General features: G+C 72.6%; 22 protein-coding genes. 11 read left to right on the forward strand and 11 right to left on the reverse strand.

Annotated elements, in window-relative coordinates:
• The first annotated feature begins 95 nt into the window (after positions 1–95).
• A complete protein-coding gene (locus DEI84_RS01100) occupies positions 96–371 on the forward strand; it encodes a hypothetical protein (protein ID WP_110889352.1) in 276 nt (91 codons plus the stop codon).
• 79 nt (positions 372–450) lie between these two features.
• Here the strand turns inward: DEI84_RS01100 and DEI84_RS01105 are convergent, their stop codons facing one another.
• The 6 genes from DEI84_RS01105 to DEI84_RS01130 form a co-directional block, all read right to left on the reverse strand.
• A complete protein-coding gene (locus tag DEI84_RS01105; RefSeq protein WP_110889353.1) occupies positions 451–1476 on the reverse strand; it encodes a glycine betaine ABC transporter substrate-binding protein in 1026 nt (341 codons plus the stop codon).
• Entirely contained in the window at positions 1473–2237 is a 765-nt protein-coding gene (locus DEI84_RS01110; RefSeq protein WP_110889354.1) for an ABC transporter permease, read from the reverse strand. The genes DEI84_RS01105 and DEI84_RS01110 overlap by 4 nt, the downstream gene beginning before the upstream one ends.
• A complete protein-coding gene (locus DEI84_RS01115; protein WP_110889355.1) occupies positions 2234–3559 on the reverse strand; it encodes an ABC transporter ATP-binding protein in 1326 nt (441 codons plus the stop codon). Before DEI84_RS01115 ends, DEI84_RS01110 begins: the two co-directional genes overlap by 4 nt.
• Positions 3546–4193, reverse strand: coding sequence for an ABC transporter permease (locus DEI84_RS01120; RefSeq protein WP_110889356.1), 648 nt, complete (start codon positions 4191–4193; stop codon positions 3546–3548). Before DEI84_RS01120 ends, DEI84_RS01115 begins: the two co-directional genes overlap by 14 nt.
• A gap of 206 nt (positions 4194–4399) precedes the next feature.
• A complete protein-coding gene (locus DEI84_RS01125; protein WP_146232821.1) occupies positions 4400–5062 on the reverse strand; it encodes a hypothetical protein in 663 nt (220 codons plus the stop codon).
• A gap of 92 nt (positions 5063–5154) precedes the next feature.
• On the reverse strand, positions 5155–6045 hold the full coding sequence (locus DEI84_RS01130; RefSeq protein ID WP_110889357.1) for an aminoglycoside phosphotransferase family protein: 891 nt from the start codon (positions 6043–6045) through the stop codon (positions 5155–5157).
• Between the two features lie 51 nt (positions 6046–6096).
• Here DEI84_RS01130 and DEI84_RS01135 point away from each other — a divergent pair, with 51 nt between their 5' ends.
• Positions 6097–6528 carry a hypothetical protein gene (locus DEI84_RS01135; protein ID WP_146232822.1) on the forward strand — a complete coding sequence of 144 codons (432 nt, stop codon included), beginning with the start codon at positions 6097–6099 and terminating at the stop codon, positions 6526–6528.
• A 77-nt stretch (positions 6529–6605) separates the two neighbouring features.
• Here DEI84_RS01135 and DEI84_RS01140 read toward each other — a convergent pair whose 3' ends face one another.
• Genes DEI84_RS01140 through DEI84_RS01150 form a run of 3 tightly spaced genes read right to left on the reverse strand, consistent with a single transcriptional unit; the run spans position 6606 to position 9732 of the window.
• Positions 6606–7772 (reverse strand): GAF domain-containing protein, encoded by a 1167-nt coding sequence (locus DEI84_RS01140; protein ID WP_110889358.1) that lies wholly within the window; start codon positions 7770–7772, stop codon positions 6606–6608.
• Positions 7769–8572 carry a ThuA domain-containing protein gene (locus DEI84_RS01145; protein ID WP_110889359.1) on the reverse strand — a complete coding sequence of 268 codons (804 nt, stop codon included), beginning with the start codon at positions 8570–8572 and terminating at the stop codon, positions 7769–7771. The genes DEI84_RS01140 and DEI84_RS01145 overlap by 4 nt, the downstream gene beginning before the upstream one ends.
• Positions 8569–9732 carry a Gfo/Idh/MocA family protein gene (locus DEI84_RS01150; RefSeq protein WP_110889360.1) on the reverse strand — a complete coding sequence of 388 codons (1164 nt, stop codon included), beginning with the start codon at positions 9730–9732 and terminating at the stop codon, positions 8569–8571. The genes DEI84_RS01145 and DEI84_RS01150 overlap by 4 nt, the downstream gene beginning before the upstream one ends.
• Positions 9733–9884: 152 nt before the next feature.
• Here DEI84_RS01150 and DEI84_RS01155 point away from each other — a divergent pair, with 152 nt between their 5' ends.
• Entirely contained in the window at positions 9885–11324 is a 1440-nt protein-coding gene (locus DEI84_RS01155) for a DUF4832 domain-containing protein (RefSeq protein WP_110889361.1), read from the forward strand.
• 80 nt (positions 11325–11404) lie between these two features.
• Positions 11405–11863 (forward strand): DUF3817 domain-containing protein, encoded by a 459-nt coding sequence (locus DEI84_RS01160; RefSeq protein WP_110889567.1) that lies wholly within the window; start codon positions 11405–11407, stop codon positions 11861–11863.
• A gap of 228 nt (positions 11864–12091) precedes the next feature.
• Here the strand turns inward: DEI84_RS01160 and DEI84_RS01165 are convergent, their stop codons facing one another.
• The gene (locus tag DEI84_RS01165; protein WP_110889362.1) at positions 12092–14302 is read right to left on the reverse strand and encodes an NADP-dependent isocitrate dehydrogenase; all 2211 of its coding nucleotides are present in this window, start codon (positions 14300–14302) and stop codon (positions 12092–12094) included.
• A gap of 161 nt (positions 14303–14463) precedes the next feature.
• On the reverse strand, positions 14464–14952 hold the full coding sequence (locus DEI84_RS01170; protein WP_110824365.1) for a hypothetical protein: 489 nt from the start codon (positions 14950–14952) through the stop codon (positions 14464–14466).
• 194 nt (positions 14953–15146) lie between these two features.
• Between DEI84_RS01170 and DEI84_RS01175 the strand changes: the two genes are divergently transcribed.
• From DEI84_RS01175 to DEI84_RS01205, 7 genes are all read left to right on the forward strand, one after another.
• A complete protein-coding gene (locus DEI84_RS01175) occupies positions 15147–16190 on the forward strand; it encodes a M23 family metallopeptidase (RefSeq protein ID WP_146236261.1) in 1044 nt (347 codons plus the stop codon).
• Between the two features lie 171 nt (positions 16191–16361).
• Positions 16362–17624 carry a hemolysin family protein gene (locus DEI84_RS01180; protein ID WP_110889364.1) on the forward strand — a complete coding sequence of 421 codons (1263 nt, stop codon included), beginning with the start codon at positions 16362–16364 and terminating at the stop codon, positions 17622–17624.
• Positions 17625–17755: 131 nt separating this feature from the next.
• On the forward strand, positions 17756–18655 hold the full coding sequence (locus DEI84_RS01185; protein WP_110824368.1) for a helix-turn-helix transcriptional regulator: 900 nt from the start codon (positions 17756–17758) through the stop codon (positions 18653–18655).
• 52 nt (positions 18656–18707) lie between these two features.
• Entirely contained in the window at positions 18708–19481 is a 774-nt protein-coding gene (locus tag DEI84_RS01190; RefSeq protein ID WP_110889365.1) for a class I SAM-dependent methyltransferase, read from the forward strand.
• Positions 19482–19647: 166 nt separating this feature from the next.
• The gene (locus DEI84_RS01195) at positions 19648–20127 is read left to right on the forward strand and encodes an FBP domain-containing protein (RefSeq protein WP_110889366.1); all 480 of its coding nucleotides are present in this window, start codon (positions 19648–19650) and stop codon (positions 20125–20127) included.
• 97 nt (positions 20128–20224) lie between these two features.
• Positions 20225–20509, forward strand: a complete 285-nt coding sequence (locus DEI84_RS01200; RefSeq protein WP_146236262.1) for a hypothetical protein — start codon at positions 20225–20227, stop codon at positions 20507–20509.
• Positions 20506–20721, forward strand: coding sequence for a hypothetical protein (locus tag DEI84_RS01205; protein WP_110889368.1), 216 nt, complete (start codon positions 20506–20508; stop codon positions 20719–20721). The genes DEI84_RS01200 and DEI84_RS01205 overlap by 4 nt, the downstream gene beginning before the upstream one ends.
• The last annotated feature ends 49 nt before the right edge of the window (positions 20722–20770 follow it).

Below are 20770 nucleotides of genomic sequence, written 5' to 3' on the forward strand. Positions count from 1 at the left end.
CGATACCGGCGACGGACGACGGTCCGCCCGGAGACGGACACGGATCACCGTCTGGAGGGACGCCACCGGTCCGCCCCGCCCGTACCGTCGAGGGCATGGTCATCACGGACGACTCCCAGCGCACCGGCCTCGGCACCGCGAGCCTGGTGCTCGGCATCTGCTCACTGCTCGCGGGCTGGACGTTCGTCGCCCCCGTCGTCGGGCTCTGCCTCGGCATCGCGTCCCGCGGTCGGGAACGCGCCGCCCGCGGCCGTGCCGGGTGGGGGATCCTGCTGAACCTCGTCGCGCTGGCCTTCTGGATCCTGCTGTTCGTCTTCGGGCTCGGGCTGGGTGTCCTCGCCACCTGGCAGTCGGTCGTCCAGGGGTCGTGACGGACGGGAGGCGCGGTGCCTGCTGGCACCGCGCCTCCCGTCCGTCATCGCGACCTCGCGACCTCGCGACCTCGCGACCTCAGGGCTCCGTGATGAAGCCCTTCTTCACCATCCACTCGAACGCGACGTCGGCGGGCTCACGTCCCTCGACGTCCACCTGGCGGTTGAGTTCCTGGAGCACCGCGTCGGTGAGCTCCGGCGAGATCTGGTCGAAGACGCCCTCGAGCTGCGGGTACTCCTCCAGCGTCGAGGTCGACAGCACCGGGGCGACGTTGTACGCCGGGAAGAACCCGCGGTCGTCCTCGAGGACGCTCAGCCCGAGGGACTTGATGCGGCCGTCGGTCGTGAAGACCTCGCCGAAGTTGCACGTGCCGCGGTCGGTCGCCGTGTAGACGGTTCCGGTGTCGAGGATGTCGACCGCGTCCTTCGCCACCGCGCTGTCGCCGGAGCCACCGAGATCGAGGCCGTACTTCTCGAGCATCGGCTTGAAGCCGTCCGCTCGGGAGTTGAACTCGGACTCGACGCAGAACGTGCGCTCGTCGGCGGGCAGCTCCGCGATCTGCGACAGCTTCGTGATGCCGCCGAGGTCCTCGACCGCTTCCTCCCGCACCGCGAACGCGTAGGTGTTGTTCATCGGCGCCGGGGCGAGCCAGGTGAGGCCGTTGCCGGCGTCCTCGTCCTTGACCGCCTGCCACTGCTCGGTCTTGTCCGGGATGCCCTCCTTGTGGGCCATGAAGGTCAGCCACGCGGTGCCGGTGTACTCGTACGTCATGTCGGCGTCGTGCGAGGTCATGAGCTGCCGGACGGCGACCGACCCGGGCACGTTCGTCTCGTCGGTGACGTCGAAGCCGGCTGCCGAGGCGGCGAGGACCGCGATCTTCCCGAGGACGAGCTGCTCGGTGAAGTTCTTCGACGTGACCGTGAGCGGGGCGTCCTCGGGCAGGCTGTCGATCCGCTCGATCGTGCCCGGCGCCGCCGCCGGGACGAAGGACGCGGCGGGCTGCAGTCCGCAGCCGGCGAGGAGGCTCGTGGTGACGCCCGCCAGGGCGGCGGCGGTCAGCAGGCGGCGGGGTCGCGGGCTGCGGGTGCGTGCCGTGCGGGTCATCGGAGTCCCTTCGGTCGGGCGAACGTCTCGACGATGCGGCCGAGCCAGTCGATGGACAGGGCGAGCAGGGCGATGAGGAGCGCGCCGGAGACGAGCACCTTCGGCAGGAACAGGTTCACGCCCGTGGTGATGAGCAGCCCGAGCCCACCGGCACCGATGAACGTCGCGAGGGCGGCCGAGCCGACCAGGAGCACGAGCGCGGTGCGGATGCCGGCGAGCATGACGGGCACGGCGAGCGGCAGTTCGACCTTGAGCAGGACGGACGCCGCGCTCATGCCCATGCCCCGGCCGGCCTCGACGAGTCGGGCGTCGACGCTCTCGATGCCGATGATCGTGTTCCGCAGCACGGGCAGGATCGCGTAGAGGACGAGCGCGACGACGGCGGCCCAGAACGTGAACCCGAGCCAGAAGGCCAGGAGCACGACGAGCCCGACGGCGGGGGCGGCCTGACCGAAGTTCGCGACCGCCAGGATCGCCCCGCTCGCCTTGCGCAGCGGTCCGCGGGTCAGCGCGACGCCGAGCGGGATGGCGACGACGAGCACGATGACGGTCGACACGACGGTCAGCAGGACGTGCTGCCAGGCCAGGTCGAGCAGCCCGGAGGGGTTGAGGGTACTGCGCTCGGTCGCGGTCAGGTCCGCGTTGGCGAGCCAGACCGCGAACGCGGCGAGGACGACGATGATCACGACCGGCTGGATGACCAGCCCGCGCCAGCTCGTCCGCTCCCCGGTCGCCGGGGACGCCGTGACGACGTCGCTCACCGGTCGTCCCGGCCGTCGGACGGGACGGAGTCCGCGTCGAACGAGTCGTCGGCGGACCCGGCGGGCTCGTCCCCGAGGTCGGCGGCCGCGCTGCTCGGCATCGCCTGGAGGGGGTTCGTGTTCGTCCCGACAGGGGTGTACGCCTGGTCCTCGGCGGCCGCGGCGCGGGTACGGGTGATCGCGTCCATGACCGTCTCGACCGTGATGACGCCCTGGAAGGCGTCCCGGCGACCGGTCACGAGCGCGGCCCCGGCGCTCGAGACGAGCATGGTGTCGAGCGCGTCGTTCAGGGTGGACGCCTCGGAGACGACGGGCAGGTCCGCCTCGATGCCCTCCGGGATCCGGTCGAGGCGCTCGAGCTGGCGGCGCGACGGCCACCCGATCGGCCGCTGCCGCCGGTCGACGACCACGGCGTGCCCGTGGCCGCCGGCCTCGCGCATGCGCTGCAGGACGGCCTCGGCCTGCTCGCCCGGCGAGCACGTCACGGCGTCGGCCAGCCCGACCTCGCGGACACGGGTGAGCGTGAGCTGCTTGAGCCCGGCACCCGACCCGATGAAGTTCTCCACGAACTCGTTCGCGGGCTCGGCGAGGATGCGCTCCGGGGAGTCGTACTGCACGATGTGCGCGCCCTCGGAGAACACGACGATCCAGTCGCCGAGCTTCACGGCCTCGTCGAAGTCGTGCGTGACGATGACGATCGTCTTGTGCAGTTCGGCCTGGATGCGGATGAGCTCGTCCTGCAGGCGCTGCCGGGTGATCGGGTCGACGGCGCCGAAGGGCTCGTCCATGAGCAGGACGGGCGGGTCCGCTGCGAGCGCGCGGGCGACGCCGACGCGCTGCTGCTGACCGCCGGAGAGCTCCCGCGGGTAGCGGTCGCGGTAGGTGTCCGGGTCGAGCGAGACGAGGTCGAGGAGCTCGTCGACGCGGGCGGCGATCTTCTCCTTCGACCAGCCGAGCATCTTCGGCACGACGGCGATGTTCGCCGCGACGGTCATGTGCGGGAACAGCCCGCCGGCTTGGATGACGTACCCCATCCGGCGGCGCAGCTCGTCGCCGTCGATCTTCGTCACGTCGTCGTCGCCGACGACGATGCGGCCCTCGGTCGGCTCGATGAGGCGGTTGATCATCTTCAGGGTGGTCGTCTTGCCGCAGCCGGAGGGGCCGACGAGCATGACGATCTTGCCGGCCGGGATCTCGAGCGTGATGCCGTCGACCGCGGGCTTCGCCTGGCCCGGGTACCGCTTCGTGACCTGGTCGAGCAGGATGCTCCGGCCGGTGACGTCGGTGTCGGGCGCGGTGGTCGGGGAGTCAGTGCTGGACACGGATACCTCTCGAGGTGGTCAGGCGGCCGAGGCCGAGGAGCAGGAGGTCGAGGACCAGGGCGAGCAGCACGACGCCCACGGTGCCGACGATCACGGAGTTGAGGGAGTTCGCGCCGCCGAGACGGGAGAGCCCGGAGAAGATGAAGGTGCCGAGTCCCGGGCCGAGCGCGTACGCGGCCACGGCGGCGACGCCCATCACCATCTGCGCGGAGACCCGCACGCCGGTGAGGATGATCGGCCACGCCATCGGCAGTTCGACCTGCACGAGGGTGCGGAAGCGGCTCATCCCGATGCCGCGGGCCGACTCGACGACGGCCGGCGGGATCTCGTTGAGCCCGACGACCGCGTTCCGGAGGATCGGCAGCGCGGCGAAGAACGTCACGGTGACGACGGACGGCACGACGCCGAACCCGAGCGGCACGAGCAGCAGGCCGATGACGGCGAAGGAGGGCAGCGTCAGCCCGATCGTGGACACCTCGTTCGCGGCGGACCGCAGACCGGGGATCCGGTAGACGAGCGCCGCGAGGACCACGGCGATGACGGTCGCGAGCACGACGCACTGGACCACCAGCGAGAAGTGCTGCCAGGACGAGAACCAGATCTGGTCCCATCGCTCGGCGATGTACTGGAACACCGGTTCTCCGCTCCCTCCGGTCGGCTGTCCGCCCCACGGAACGGGGTACGGACGGCCCCAAGCTACGCAGGTCGCGGACGTCGGACCGGCGGGCTGGCGACCGTTCCTGGGTGGACACCCATGGAACGCGCGAGGAGAACCCCTGATGAGGGCACAGCTGTACCGGGGACCCTGGGAGAACGGTAACGATCGGGCGGGACGGTCGGCTACAGGCCGGATCCGCGCCTGCCGGCCTCTGCCCGGAGCGCGACCGACCGCAGGGCCACCCGTGCCTGTTCGTGCACGGCGACGCGCTCGGCCGTGAGGAGCAGGCCGGCGACCTGTTCGGCGGTCCGGTCACCACCGTCGTTCCACCGGGTGAGGTCTCGCACGCGGGCCATCCGGACGTCCGGAGCGGGACACCACGTCACCGGGGACCCCTCGGGCACGGCGAGCGCGTGCCACACCAGGTCGAGCGAACGCTGCACCGACTGGGCGTGCACGGCGTGCGGGCCGCCGGCCGCGTCGACGACCGCACCGACCAGACAGGCCCCGACGAGCGGTCGGCCGACGACCTCGATGGCGGCGGCGCTCGACGCGGTCCGGGTGCGTCCGCGGTCGTCGAGGTAGGCGAACCACGCGTGCTGGACCCAACCGCGCTCCACGACGGCCCGAGCGTCCGACAGCACGCGCTGCAGGTCCACCAGTTCGGCCTGCTCCGCCTCGAGCCGCCGCAGTCGTGCGGCGGTCCGTCGGGCGGCGAGGTGGTCGAGGACCCGCCGCACCCGGCCACGCCGGTCGGGGACGGCTCGGGAGGAGGGAGCGGCGTCGGTGGCGACGTCGTGCTGGACGCGGAACTCGAGGGTCATGAGGCCCCTCCCGATCTTCACGTGCACGGATGGTGTGGGGGCACGCTAACCCCGTGCCCGCGGCGGCGGTAGCCCCCGCCCGACGGTCGTGCGCGAACCGGAGGGCCGGTCGGTCAGTCGTCGACCACGGCGTCGATCGCCCGCCGTGCGACCGCGCGGGACGACGCCTCGTCGCTCAGGGCGAGCGCCGAGGCGATCGAGACGGCCCAACCACGCGCCCGGCCCCACGTGTGCGGGTCCAGGCTGGCGTCCTGCGCGGTGACCCGACGTCGGAAGTCGGCCCGGGCCTCCCGGCCGAAGGTGAGCCAGGCGGTGGCGAGGTCGACCGCCGGGTCCCCCGCGGTCACGTCGCCGAAGTCGACGACGGCGGACAGGCGGTCGCCGACCGGGCCGGGCGTGACGAGCAGGTTGAACGGGTGCAGGTCGCCGTGCACCCAGACGGGAGGCCCGGCGTGGCCGGGTAGGTCCGCCGCCGTCCGCCAGAGCGCGGCCAGTTCCACGGCTCGCGGTACGGGGTGCGACGACAGCCGCTCGGTGACCGCCTCGGTCCTGGTGTGCAGCGGGACGGCGCGCACCGGGTTGGCCGGTGCGTCGGCCGGCGCGGGGACGTGCAGTGCGGCCACGAAGGCGGCGAGCGTCCCGGCGACGGACGGGCTGCCGGTCCGGTCGCCGACGGGCACGCCGGGGAACCACGGCACGACGCTCCACGACCACGGGAAGCCGGAGCCGGGTCGACCGGTGCGGACGGGGACCGGGACGGGGACGACCCCGCCGACGAGACGGGCGAGCCCGGGGAGCCACCGCTGCTCGTGCTCGACCAGCGTGGCCGCGGCGGCCCGCCGGGGCAGCCGGACGGCGAGGTCGGGGCCGAGCCGGAGGAGGACGTTGTCCCAGCCGTTCGCGACGACGGTGAGTGGGCGGTCGGCGAGGTCCGGGTGCTGGTCGGCCAGCAGCGCCCGGACGAGCGGGACGTCGACCTCGACCTCGGCTTCGGGCGTGGGCACGACGCGATGCTAGCCCGGCGGTCGTCCGGGTTCGTGTCGTACCGTGCCGCCATGCATGCTTGGCGGGAGCCCGCGCGGTGGGCCAGGACCGGACGGTGGCTGCTGGTGCCGATCGCCGTGCTCGACTGGTTCGCCCTCGTGCCGCAGGTGGTGTTCGTGGTGGCGTTCTCGATCGCCGTCGTGGGGCTGGTCGGGATGGGTGCGGCGCTCGTCGTCCGCGCGCTCGGACGGCGGCGCGGCACGATGGCGGCGCTCGGGGTCCTCATGCTCCTCGGTGGCCTGGCGATGTTCGGGCTCGACCCGTTCCCGGGGTCCGTGCCGTTCCTCGACCCGTGGTGGCCGGAGGTCCTGACGCAGCCGCAGCACGTCGGGAGCGCCTACTGGCAGCTCGCGGCCCTCGGCGTCGTCCTGACCGGCTTCGGGCTGCTCGCGACCCTGCTCGTGGCCGCGTTCACCGACGGGCCGCGCCGCACCGTCCGCTGAGGCATCCGGGTGCGCTGGCCGGTCCGTGTGCACGGGTCGGTCCGGGCGCACGGGATCGCGTGCCGTCAGGCGGTCGGCTACTCCGCGGTCCTCCGGCGCGTGACGACGACGAGCGTCACGTCCGTCGGTGGGTCCTCGTCCCCGAGCAGTCCGCGGACCCGGTCGACCAGGGCCGCCGTGTCCGACGCACCGGCGACCGCCGCAGCGACCTCGTCGAGGGTCGCGAACCCGGGCAGCGTCGTCAGGCCGTCCGAGGACACGACGAGCCGGTCACCGACGGCGAGGTCCAGCGCCACCACTGGGTGCTCCTCTGCCGCACCGCCGACCCCGAGCGGGAGCGCGGACGGGAGCGCCCGGTGCGTTCCGTCCGACCGGACGAGCAGCGCGGTCCCGAGCCCGGCGTCCACCGCGTCGACGTGGCCCGACGTCGGGTCGAGCCGGGCGTGCACGAGCCGGGCGACCGCGTCCGCGACCCGCAGGTCGGGGGCGACCTGGGCCTCCAGGCCGGGCAGTGCGGACGCGAGCGGTTCGTCCACCCGCGCGACGAGTGCCCCGCGGACGGTCGCCGCGAGCAGCGCGGAGGCCGCACCGCCGGTCGCGACGGTGCCGACCGTGACCGCGAGGGTCCCGTCCGCCGCGACCCGCCAGTCGGCGACGTCACCGCCGCCGTCCGGACGTCGTGCCGTCACCGTCGCGAGCTCGAGTCCGGGGACCGCCACCGGGTCGGGCACCAGGCCGGTCCGGACCCGTCCGAGACGGTCGCGCTCGAGCGCGTGGCCGAGCTCGCGCTCCGCCCAGTGCGCCAGGTCGCGCAGCAGCGCGAGGTCCTCGTCGGAGAACGCGCGCGGCTGCGCGTCCATGATGCAGAGCGTCCCGACGCGGGTCCCGTCGTCCATCGACAGCGGCGCGCCCGCGTAGAACCGGATGCCGAGCTCGGCCACGGCAGCGGTGTGGGCGAACCGCTCGTCGAGGGTCGTGTCCGGGATCACCATCGGCGCCGGGGTGAGCACGGTGGTGGCGCAGAACTGCTCACTCGCGGGCACGCTCGACCCCTGGTTCCACCCGAAGGTCGACTGCGTCGTGACGAGGTCGTGGTGGACGAGGTTGAGGAACGTCAACGGCACGCCGAACGCCTCGTGCGTCATCCGGGTGATCCGGTCGAAGCGTTCCTCGGGCCCGGCACCGAGGACGCCGAGCGCCTCGACCAATGCCGTGCGGTGCTCGGCGTCCTGCGGTGTGCTCACACGCCCTGTCTACGCGCTCCCTCGTCCGTGAACCAGTCCCTCGGGTGGGGGTCGGCGGTGAGCTGCCGACGCGGTCCGGTCGGTGCCGCCCACTGCGCGGCGTTCGCCAGCACCCGCTGGATGTCCGGGTGGTGGTACACCGGGTACTCCTGGTCGCCGGGCGAGAAGTAGAACACCTTGCCGAGGCCGCGGCGGTAGGCGACCCCCGAGCGGAAGACCTCGCCGCCGGCGAACGTCGACAGGAAGACCTCCTCGTCGGGGCGCGGGATGTCGAAGTACTCGCCGTACATCTCCTGGCGGTCGATGACGATCGGGTGCGGGACCCCGGCGGCGATCGGGTGGTCGGGCGCGATCGTCCAGACGAGTTCCCGCTCCCCGTCGTTCCGCCACTTCAGCGAGCACGTCGTGCCCATCAGCCGGGTGAACGGCTTCGAGTAGTGGCCGGAGTGCAGCACCACGAGCCCCATGCCGGCGTGCACGTGGCGGACGACGCGCTCGACGACCTCGTCCGCGACCTGGTCGTGGGCGATGTGCCCCCACCAGAACAGGACGTCCGTGTCGGCGAGCCGCTCCTCGGTCAGGCCGTGCTCCGGCTCCTGCAGCGTGGCGGTCGTGACGGTGTGCGTCGACGCGTGCTGGCCGTGGGCCGGGTGCGAGCCGTCGGCGCCGTCCGCGCCGGGGGCGAGTCGGGCCTCCAGGCCGGCGGCGACGACCGCGTGGATGCCGTCCGGGTAGTGCTCGCGGACGGTCTCGTCGCCGCGGGTCTCGTGGACGTTCTCGTTCCAGACGACGATGTTCACCGGACGACCTCCACTTCGTGCCCGGCCTGCGCCGATGCGTAGATCGCGTCCACCACGCGGCTGCGGTGCAGGGCGAACTCGCCGTGGTGCCCGTCGTGCAGACCGGAGCGGATGGTGGCGAGGAACTCCTCGATGACGCGCTGGTGGTGACCCGCGGGGACCTGCACGCCCGGGCGGGTGACCGTCGGGACGCCCTGCTCGTCGGAGTACAGGGTCACGGTGCCCTCGGTGGCGTAGTCGCGGACGAACAGCCGCGCGCCGCCGGTCGAGCCGAGCAGCTCGACCTCGATGTCCTCGACGTCCTTCGAGTAGCTCGCCCACGACGCCTGCAGGAGCAGACTGGCGCCGTTCTCGAAGCGGAGCAGGGCGCTGGCGAAGTCCTCGACGTCGAACGGGCGGCCCGTGGCGGCGGACACCGGGTCGCGGTCGCTCCCGCCCCGACCGGCACGGCCGAGCTCGTTGTACGTCACGGCACTGGCGGTCACCACGCGGGGCTCGCCCATGAGGTGCAGGGCGATGTCGAGCACGTGCGAGCCGAGGTCGATGAGCGGACCACCGCCCGCGGTCTCCTTGTTGACGAACCAGCTGCGGATGCCCGGGATGCCGGCGCGGCGCATCCAGCTCGCGCGGGCGTGGTAGACGTCCCCGATCGGGCCGGTGCCCGGCTCGGCGAGGGCGCCGTCGTCGGTGGCGTCGACGGCGGTACCGGCGGTCTGCCCGCCACGCAGGTGCGTCGCGAGGAACTGCACGTCGGCACGGCGACGGTGGTTGTAGGCGACCTCGAGGACGCGGTCGTTGCGGACGGCCGCGTCGACCATCTCCTGCGCCTGCTGACCGGTCGTGGCGAGGGGCTTCTCGCAGAACACGTGCTTGCCGGACTCGAGTGCGGCGATCGCGATCGGGTGGTGGAGGCTGTTCGGCACGCCGATCGAGACGATGTCCAGGTCGTCGCGGGCCACGAGGTCCTGCCAGTCGGCGTACGCGTTCGGGACGCCTCGGCTGGACGCGAGTTCGCGGAGCCGTTCGGGTTCCTGTCCGGCGAGGGCGATCACCTCCACGCCGGGGAGTGCGGTGAATGCGTCGAGGTGCGTGGTCCCGGCGAAACCGAGGCCGACCACCCCCACGCGCAGCGTCTTCGATGCATCAGTCGTCTGCGACATGCCTCCACGCTACCGAGATTCCGGTCGAATCGATACGACGAGCTCGTGCTGGTCTTTCCTGACCGTTTGGCCTACTTTTTGATCACATCCGCGCAGTCGTCGACACCAGGGGGTGCCGATCAGCGTCCGCGCCGAGGACAGGGGCTCGTCCGATGCAGCACCGCACCATCACCACCGCCGCACTCGCGGCCGTCATCGCTCTCGCCGTGCCGACGAACGCGTGGGCGTCGCCGCACGGCGGTCACCATCATCCGGCACCGACCAGCTCGACCGTGACGTACACGGCGAGCGACGCGGTCATCCCGAACCCCTCCCGCGGGTTCGACCACACCACCGCGACGCACTACCGCGCCGACGGCAGCGGCTACACCCCGCTCGACGCCGCCACACTCCGCGGCTACCGGTCGGAGGGCGTCACGCAGATCGTCCGGGTGTTCTACATGGAGGCGTTCGCCGACCAGCGACGCCTCAGCCCGGCCTGGCTCCGCCTGGTGCAGCGCGACTACGACACCGCCCGCGCGGCCGGCATCGGCGTGATCACCCGGTTCGCCTACGTGCAGGGCGGCGACTACCCGTACTCGGCACCGTACGGCGACGCCGACCTGCCCACCGTGCTCGCGCACATCGAGCAGCTCACGCCGACCCTCCGCCGGAACGCGGACGTCATCCCCACGCTGCAGGAGGGGTTCATCGGCCTCTGGGGCGAGGGCTACTACACGGACCACTTCGCCAGTGATCCGGCGAACCCCGGCGTGCTGACGGAGGCGGACAAGGACGCCAGGCGCCAGGTCGTGGAGGCCGAGCTCGCCGCACTGCCGTCGAGCCGCTCCATCCAGGTGCGCACCATGCAGATGAAGCAGGACGCCCTCCGCACGCCGTCCGGCACCGCCGGCGCGCTCACTCCCGCCCAGGCGCACGACGGTTCCGCGGCGTCGCGCATCGGCCACCACAACGACTGCTTCCTCGCCTCGCCGGACGACTTCGGCACGTTCCTGACCGATCCGCTGTCGCTCGACCAGGACTACCTGGCCGCTGAGTCGCGGTACGTCCCGGTCGGTGGCGAGACCTGCGCGGTGAACGCCCCGCGGTCGGAGTACCCGTCCGCCTCGGCCGAGATGGCGAAGTACCACTACAGCTACCTGAACCTCGACTACAACCAGGCCGTCCTGGCGTCGTGGGGCGATGCGGGCATGACGGACGCCGCGAAGAAGCTCGGCTACCGGTTCACGATGACGTCGAGCACCGTGACCTCCGGGAAGCACGCGTCGGTGTCGGTGTCGGTCCGCAACGACGGCTGGGCTGCGCCGTACAACCCCCGTCCGGTGCAGCTCGTGCTGACGAACGGCCACCGCCGCGTGACCGTCCCCGTCCGTGCGGATGCGTCGTCCTGGCAGCCCGGGACGACCGCGACGGTCACCGCCTCGCTCGCGCGGGTCCCGTCCGGTACCTGGCGGGTGGCACTGGCGCTGCCCGCTCCGGAGCGGTCGATCGCACGGAACCCGGACTTCGCGATCCAGACCGCCAACGTCGGCACGTGGAAGGCCGGCACCGGTGTGAACGACCTCCAGCAGGTCGTCTCCGTCCGACGCTGACCAGGAACCACACGACGCCCCGGCCGACCACGGTCGGGGCGTCGTGCTGTCCCTCAGCGGAGTCCGCCACGATGGTCGGCATGACGCCTCGATCCCTGTTCCGCGGCCTCGCGATCGCGGAACTCGTGACCTGGACGATGCTCCTGGTGGGCATGCTGCTGAAGTACGGCCTCGGCGCCGGGGACTGGCCGGTCCGCGTCGGCGGCGGCGTGCACGGCTTCGTGTTCCTCGCCTACCTCGTCGCCACGACCGTCGTCGCCGTCAACCAGCGCTGGTCGTTCGGCGCCACGGCCCTCGGGTGGCTCAGCTCGGTCGTGCCGTACACGACGCTGCCGTTCGAGGTCGCGGTCGCCCGGCGCGGCATGCTCGACGGCGCGTGGCGTCGCCGGCCGTCGGCCGGGGAACGACCGGGGCCGCTCGACCGGCTGCTGTTCCTCGTGGTGCGGCACCCGGTGCTCGCGGCCGTGGTCGGCGTCGTGCTCGTCGCGGCCGTGTTCGGCGTGCTGCTCGTGCTCGGTCCGCCGGTGCCGTCCCGCTGACGGCAGGCCGCCGGCCGGCTCGCACGCGGGCCGGGTCGCGCGCGGGCCGGATCGCGTGCGGACCGAGTCGCGAAAGCGACAGGTGCGCGCGGAAAGATCCCCGCGGACTGTCGCTTCCGCGCCGGAGTCCGCGTCGGGCCGCACCGGATCAGCGGACCCGCCGAGCGCGGACGGACGGGAGGCCCGGTGCCAGCCGGCGCCGGGCCTCCCGTCCGCGTGGGACCGCGCCTACAGGCTCGCGAGCGCCGCGTTCAGCGTCGCCGACGGGCGCATGACCGCACTCGTCTTGGCGTCGTCGGGCCGGTAGTACCCGCCGATGTCCGCCGGGTGGCCCTGCACCTCGACGAGTTCGTGGACGATCGTGTCCTCCTGCTCGGCGAGGGTCGTGGCGAGGCCCTGGAACGCGGCAGCGAGCTCGGCGTCCTCGGTCTGCGCGGCGAGCTCCTCGGCCCAGTACTTCGCCAGGTAGAAGTGGCTGCCGCGGTTGTCGATCGAGCCGAGCTTGCGGCCGGGCGACTTGTCCTCGTCGAGGAACGTCCCGGTGGCGCGGTCGAGCGTGTCCGCGAGGACCTTCGCCCGGGCGTTGCCGGTCACCCCGGCGAGGTGCTCGAGGCTGACGGCGAGCGCGAGGAACTCCCCGAGGCTGTCCCAGCGCAGGTAGTTCTGCTGCACGAGCTGCTGCACGTGCTTCGGCGCGGACCCGCCGGCACCGGTCTCGAACAGTCCGCCACCGCCGAGGAGCGGGACGACCGAGAGCATCTTGGCCGAGGTGCCGAGCTCCATGATCGGGAACAGGTCGGTCAGGTAGTCGCGGAGCACGTTGCCCGTGACCGAGATCGTGTCCTCGCCGCGGCGGATGCGCTCGAGCGAGAACCGCATCGCGTCCTCGGGCGACAGGACCTCGATCTGCAGGCCGTCGGTGTCGTGCTCCTGCAGGTACGTCCGGACGAGGCCGATCAGCGCGGCGTCGTGCGCACGGGTCTCGTCGAGCCAGAACACCGCGGGCGAGCCGGTGGCGCGGGCACGGGTGACCGCGAGCTTCACCCAGTCACGCACGGCGACGTCTTTGGTCTGGCAGGCGCGCCAGATGTCACCCTGCTCGACGTCGTGCTCGAGGACGGTCTCGCCGGCCGCGTTCGTGACGCGGACCACACCGGCGCCCGGGAGCTCGAAGGTCTTGTCGTGGGAGCCGTACTCCTCCGCCTTGAGCGCCATGAGACCGACGTTCGGCACCGAGCCCATGGTGGCGGGGTCGAACGCGCCGTTCGCGCGGCAGTCCTCGATCACGGCCTGGTAGATGCCGGCGTAGCTCGAGTCCGGGATGACGGCGACGGTGTCGTGCTCCTCGCCGTCCGGGCCCCACATGTGGCCGGAGGTGCGGATCATCGCGGGCATGGACGCGTCCACGATGACGTCGCTCGGGACGTGCAGGTTCGTGATGCCCTTGTCCGAGTCGACCATGGCGAGGTCGGGGCCGGCGTCGATGCCGTCCTGGAACGCCTGCTTGATCTCGGCGCCGTTCGGCAGGGCGTCGAGCCCGGCGAGGATCGAGCCGAGGCCGTCGTTCGGGGTGAGCCCGGCCGCGGCGAGGTCTGCGCCGTAGCGGGCGAAGACGTCGGGGAAGAACGCGCGGATCACGTGCCCGAAGATGATCGGGTCGGAGACCTTCATCATCGTGGCCTTGAGGTGCACCGAGAACAGGACGTCCTCGTCCGCGGCACGCTGGATCTGCTTCCGCAGGAACGCCTCGAGCGCGGCGACGTGCAGCACGGTGCCGTCGACGACCTCTCCGGCGAGCACCGGGATCGGCTGGCCGAGCGTCTGCTCGGTGCCGTCCTGTGCGACGTACGTGATGGTCAGGGTGTCCTCGGCCGGGGCGACCCAGGTCTTCTCGTTCGACCGGAAGTCGTCGACGCCCATCGTGACGACGTTCGTCTTCGAGTCGGCACGCCACGCACCCATGCGGTGCGGGTGCTTGCGGGCGTAGTTCTTGACCGACAGCGGGGCCCGGCGGTCCGAGTTCCCCTCGCGCAGCACCGGGTTCACGGCGCTGCCCTTGACGCGGTCGTACCGGGCGCGGGCGTCGCGCTCGTCGTCCGTGGTCGGCTCGTCCGGGTAGTCCGGCAGGTCGTAGCCCTGCGCCTGGAGCTCCGCGATCGCGACCTTGAGCTGCGGGATCGACGCCGAGATGTTCGGCAGCTTGATGATGTTGGCCTCGGGCGTCCCGGCCAGCTCCCCGAGCTCGGCCAGGGCGTCGTCCAGGCGCTGCTCGTCGGTGAGCCGCTCCGGGAACTGGGCGATGATCCGTCCCGAGAGCGAGATGTCGCGGGTCTCGACCTCGACACCCGCGGTCTTCGCGAAGGACGCGATGACGGGCAGGAAGGAGTGGGTCGCGAGGAACGGGGCCTCGTCGGTGAGCGTGTAGATGATCTTGGCCATGCTGGCGGGTACTCCCTTGTTCGCGCGGTCCGTGCCCCCCCACGCTACTCGCGGCGCGAGATGTCTCGACGTCAAGACACCGACGCTGGGGAAACTGTCGGCCAGGCGCCCGCCTGTGGACGGCGGCCGTGCCGGCGGAGGCGCCACGGGCCTCCCGGTCGTCAGACCGTCAGACGGAAGACCCGCAGCCCGGCGGTGCGCAGCCCGGCGGTCCCGAGCCGGGTCCGCAGGTTGCGGAACGGCCGCCGGAAGCCGGACACCGCCGTGGCCGCTCCGAGCTGGTGCAGGACCTCCGCCGTGAGGGCGCGCTCGAGCTTCGGTACCAGCCGGGTCCGGCCCGACACGGTGATGACGATGCGCACGGCAGTGGGTCGGAGCAACGGGGCGAGCCGTTCGGCGGTCTCCTGCGCGCGGAGGAACGCGGGGTCGTCACCGGAGCGACGGATCGCGATGACCGCCAGTTCGGCGTCCGCCTCGCCGTCGAGGTCCGGCACGTCGTCGACGCCGACCACCCGCATGCGCGCCGCGTCCACCCCGGCGCGGACGGCCGCCGACCGGAGGACGGGGAGGAGGTCCTGGGTACCGGCGAGCACGACCTCCGCCGACCGCAGGTCGATGGGTTCGTGCCGCTCCCGCGGCGATCGGGCCATGAGGGGTCCTCTCCGTCGCTTCCCCCGACCCTACTGACGGACCGGCCGGGAGGCCCGGATCGCCCGTGTCCGCCGGGTCGACTCCCAGCGGGGCCGGCTGCCACCCCACCGCGCCGGAGGCCACCGGCGACACTGCAGGGTGTCGGAAGAGGGGCTGTACAAGCGGACAGCTTCGTGCAGAATGGGCTGCGGCCATGACTCCCCCTGACGCAGACCACCCCAGCAGCACGCCCGTCGTGCACCTGACCCGCCGTGCTGCCCTCGCCGCCGAGCGGGCCGCGCGGGCCCGGCAGACCGAGCAGGTCGAGCAGGTCGAGCAGGTCGAGCAGGTCGAGCAGGCGGCGGGCGCTGCGCAGAGCGGCCGGACCGAGCAGACCGGCCGGACCGAGCAGACCGGCCGGACCGAGCAGAGCGGCCGGACCGAGCGGCCGCACGTCGCCGCTCCCGCATCGGAGCGCCACGCCGACACCCGCATCCGCCGGGTTCCGCGTCGGCAGGTCGCACTCGCGCCGCGTCGGACAGCCGCGGTCGCCGCCCCGACCCCCCGGAGCCCCCGTCGCGCCGCCCGGGCGAGCAGCCTCACGGTGACGAGCGCCGTCGCCGCCCTCGTCATGTTCGGCGCCTCCGCCATGCCCGCGCACGCCGGCACCGGTCCCTCCGTCGCGACCTCGACGCTCGCGCCGACCGTGACCACCCAGGACTTCGCCGTCACCCAGGTCGCCCTGGCGAGCACGAGCCGCGACGGTTTCACGGTCGGTGGTGGCGTCGCCGCGGCCGACGCGAAGCCCGGAGCCTCGGTGACGTACGGCGGCGCGGTCCGCTCGCCGTTCCCCGGTCCCGTGCGGATGAGCTCCGGCTTCGGGTACCGCACGGCTCCCTGTGGCGCGTGCTCGTCGTTGCACCAGGGCCTCGACTTCAACCCCGGCATGGGTGCGCCGATCGGGGCGGTGGCCGCCGGGACGGTCCGGGTCTCGGGCGTGTACTTCTCGTACGGCGAGACCGTCATCATCGACCACGTCGTGGACGGTCGGAAGGTCTCGACCCTCTACGGGCACATGATCCCCGGCTCCTCCCCGCTGCAGGTCGGCGACCGCGTCGAGCCCGGCCAGTTCATCGGCAGCGTCGGCTCCTCCGGGGTCTCGACCGGGGCACACCTGCACCTCGAGGTCCTGATGGACGGCACGCTCCCCATCGACCCGGCAGCGTGGATCGCCGCGCACACCGGGCAACCGCTCTAGATCCCGTCCCGTCCCCTGTCGGGCTGCCACGACCGCGGCGGACAGCGACGGCACAGCCGCCCCGCGGCACCGTCCCAGTCTCCCTGTGCATGATCACAGGATGGACGATCACCACAGACCGCCCGCCCACCCGACGTCGCCGCAGGCGTCCCACTCCGCGCAGCCCCGCTGATGGGCGCCGACACCTGGATCGCCTTCGGACTCGTCGTCCTCTTCGTGCTCGTCGGTGGTGTGTTCGCCGCCGCCGAGATCGCCCTCGTCTCGCTCCGCGAATCCCAGCTGCAGCAGCTCGAACGCCGCGGGTCCCGGGGTGCACGCGTCGCCGCACTCGGCCGTGACCCGAACCGCTTCCTGTCCGCGGTCCAGATCGGCGTCACGGTGGCCGGGTTCTTCTCGGCCGCGTACGGTGCCGCGTCGATCGCGCCCGACGTCGCCCCGCTCCTCACCGGGCTCGGGCTCGAGCAGGGCGCTGCCGAAGCCGTCGCCCTCGTCGCGATGACCCTCGTCATCGCCTACCTCTCGCTCGTGTTCGGTGAACTCGTGCCGAAGCGGCTGGCCCTCCAGCGCGCCGAGTGGTTCTCGATGCTCGTCGCACCGACCCTCGACCGGTTCGCCGTGCTCATGCGCCCCGTGATCTGGGTGCTGTCGACGTCGACGAACGCCGTCGTCCGACTCCTCGGCGGCGACCCCGACGCCCGCAGCGAGTCGATGAGCACCGAGGAACTCCGCGGCCTCGTGACCGACCACGACGCGATCGACGCGCAGGGCCGCCGGATCGCCCGCAGCGCCCTCGACGCCGGGGACCGCATCCTCCGCGAGTCCATGCGGCCCTGGTTCGACGTCGACGTCCTCGACGCGGGCCTGCCGCTCGCCCGGGCGACGGACCAGGCGATCGACCGCGGCCACACGCGGTACCTCGTCACCGGCGGGTCCCGGGACGACGTCGTCGGGTTCGTGCACCTCCGGGACCTCCTGCGACCGACCGACCCCGGCGCGGCCGTCGCGACCGTGGTCCGCCCGGTGCTGGCGATGCCCGAGACGAAGTCGCTGACCGGGGCGATCTCGGACATGCGCGCCGACGGCCACCAGATCGCGCTCGTCGTCGACGAGTACGGCGGCAGCGCCGGCATGGTCACGCTCGAGGCGCTGCTCGAGGACCTGGTGGGGACCATCCGCGACGAGTACGACGACCGCACCCCGACCCGCCACGACGAGGTCGACGGGGCACTCGTCCTCGAGGACCTCGCGGCCGACGGGGACTACGAGACCGTCGGCGGCCTGGTGCAGGTCGCCCTCGACCGTGTCCCGCGCGTCGGCGACCTGGTCGAGGTGGCCGGACACCGGCTCGAGGTGACCGCCATGGCCGGTCACCGCGTCTCCCGCGTGCGGATCAGCGCCGTCCCCGTCGCGGCGGCTGCCGAGGCCGCGGGGTGACCAGCGCCGGACGGGAGGCTCGACACCGGACCGGAGTCGGGCCTCCCGTCCGGCGGTCACCGCGTCGCGCCGCCGTGGCCGGCACCGGCGGTACCCGCACCGGTCCCGGCTCCGCCCCGTAGCCTGGCGTCATGGGTATCGACGTCCGCAACGAGATCCGCGACTTCCTCTCCAGCCGGCGAGCGCGCCTCACCCCCGACCAGGCCGGTATGCCGTCCTTCGGCGGCGGCACCCGGCGCGTCCCGGGCCTCCGTCGTCACGAGGTCGCGATGCTCGCCGGTGTCAGCGTCGACTACTACACGCGGCTCGAACGCGGCACCCTGAAGGGCGTCTCGGAGGGCGTGCTCGACGGTCTCGCCACCGCGCTCCAGCTCGACGAGGCCGAGCGCGCCCACCTGGCCGACCTCGCCCGCCTCGCGAACGCGGGCGTGAAGAGCACCCACCGCGCCGTGCCCACGTCGGTCCGCCCCGCGGTGCAGCGACTCCTCGACGCGATCACCGGGGCACCCGCCTGGATCCGCAACGAGCGGCTCGACATCGTCGCGACGAACACCCTCGGCCGCGCGCTCTACGCGCCCGTCTTCGCCGGGACCGGACGTCCGGTCAACACCGCCCGGTTCGCGTTCCTCGACCCGGCCGCCCGCGACTTCTTCCCGCGCTGGGAACAGACCGCCCGCGATGCCGTCGCCGTGCTGCGGACGACGGCGGCCTCGAACCCCTGCGAGCCGGGCCTGATGACCCTGGTCGGCGAGCTGTCGGTGAAGAGCGAGGAGTTCCGCACGTGGTGGGCCGAGCACGACGTGCACGTGCACCGCTCCGGCCGGAAGCACCTGCACCACCCGATCGTCGGCGACCTCGAGCTGTCGTTCGAGGCGCTCGACCTCGTCGCGGACCCCGGGCTCACGGTGTTCACCTACGGAGCCGACCCCGGGTCGGAGTCCGAGCGATCCCTCTCCCTGCTCGGCACGTGGGCGGCCACCGAGCTCGCCGAGCAGCGGGCGGCGTCACGGTCGTCCGAGTCGGTCGACTGAGGCTCCGCCTCCGACCGGTCGCGGCGCGGGTCCGCCGCCGTAGGCTGACGGCGTGACGAGGACTGCGGACGGATCGGCCGGGGACGCCGACTACGGCACCATCGGCGACGGGTACACCCGGTACCGCCGGCCGGAACCGTCGTTCGAACGGGCGATCCGGGCGGCACTCGGGCAGGCCCGCACCGTGCTGAACGTCGGAGCGGGTGCCGGGTCGTACGAGCCGCGGGACCGCGAGGTCACCGCCGTCGAGCCCTCCGCCACCATGCGGGCACAGCGTCCGGGCGACCTGCCGGAGGCCGTGGACGCGTCTGCCGAGGACCTGCCCTTCGCCGACGACGCCTTCGACGCGGCGATGGCGACGTTCTCCGTGCACCAGTGGGCGGACCTCGAACGCGGTCTCGCCGAGGTCCGGCGCGTCACCCGGGGCCCGGTCGTCCTGCTCACCTGCGATCCCACCCGCGTCGAGGACCTCTGGCTGGCCGAGTACGCCGCCGAGGTGATGGCGACCGAGGCCCGCCGCTACCCGTCCCTGGACCGCATCACCGCTGCCCTCGGTGGCGACGTCACGACCACGCGCCTGCCGATCCCGTTCACGTGCGTCGACGGGTTCTCGGAGGCGTACTACGGCCGACCGGAACGGCTCCTCGACCCGGGCGCCCGCAAGGCGAACTCGGCGTGGGCGTTCGTCGACGAGATGACGGCGGCGCGCTCGGTCAACGCGCTCCGCACCGCGATCGAGGACGGTTCGTGGGACGCCCGGCACGGCCGTCTCCGGGTGCAGCCGTCCTACGAGGGGTCGCTGGTGCTCGTCGTCGCGCGACCGTAGGGTGGAGGACGTGAGCACCCGTTCCGAGGAGGTCGTCGGCGCCAGCGCCGGCATCAGGGCCTGACGCCCCCGCCGTGTCGTCCGACACGGCGCCGTCATCGACCCCTCTGAACGACCGCACCGCTGACGCACGACACTGCGCCGGTGCCAGAACGACAGGCTCACCATGCTCCCGATCACCCCGGAGGCCGTCCGTGCCTCCTTCGTCAACGCCTCCCGTCGCGAACTCGCCGACATGACCGTCCCCGACCTCGACGCCGTCGTGTGGGACGACCTGACCTTCCTCGGGTGGCGTGACCCGAAGACCGCCCGCCGCGCTTACGTGGTCGTCGCGACGCTCGACGGCGACCTCGTCGGCATCCTGTTCCGGCAGGCCGAGGCCTCGCCCAGGTCCCGGGCCCAGTGCTCGTGGTGCCAGGACGTGAAGCTGCCGAACGACGTCGTCTTCTACGCCGCGAAGCGCTCGGGGTCGTCCGGCCGGAAGGGCAACACGGTCGGCACACTGGCCTGCCAGGACTTCCAGTGCTCGCGCAACGTCCGGACGACCCCGCCGCCGGCGTACGAGGGCTACGACGTCGAGGCCGCGCGCCTCCGGCGGATGGAGGACCTGCAGCTGCGCGTCGCGGCCTTCGCAGCCGAGGTCTGACGGCGGACATGAGCAATATATCCATGTTGTGTTCCACCCTTCGGTGCGCCACTCTGGCGCTGAGGCTGACGTCGGTCTCGTCGAAGAGAGGAACACGATGTCCAGAACGAGACGGTGGGCCTCCGTGGCTCTCGCCGCGGGAGCCGGCAGCGACAGGAACGGCCTGTACCTCGACTTCAACTCGTACGACCAGGGAGCGATCATCGGTGGAGGAGCCGCTGCCGCGAACTACGGACTGTGTCTGCTCGGTCCCGCGGTGTGCGCCGTCGCGACGGTCGCCGTCGTCCTGGCCTCGACCGCGATCACGACACACGGCATCCGCTGCGGAACGCATGTCATGCGCGTCCACCTGAGTGGCCGGCCCGGCCCGAAGTGCCTGTGACCCGTCGCGAGGTCCGCCGCTTCGTCGTCCATCCGCTGGTCGCCGGGAGCATCGCGACCGCGCTGGTCATCGGTGGAGCCGCGGTCGCGGCTCCACTCATCGGCACTGCACAAGCCACTCTCGGGGGAGCGATGATCGGCGTCACCGCGGCGGGCAGCGGTGCGTACCTCGCTGCCGCCCATCGTGCACGGCGGCGACACCCCCGCGACTGACAGCAGAACGCAACGGAGGCGGCCCCGCGCAACGCGATCGCGTTGTGTG

It is taken from the genome of Curtobacterium sp. MCBD17_023 (assembly GCF_003224415.1).
Taxonomy (GTDB): Bacteria; Actinomycetota; Actinomycetes; order Actinomycetales; family Microbacteriaceae; genus Curtobacterium.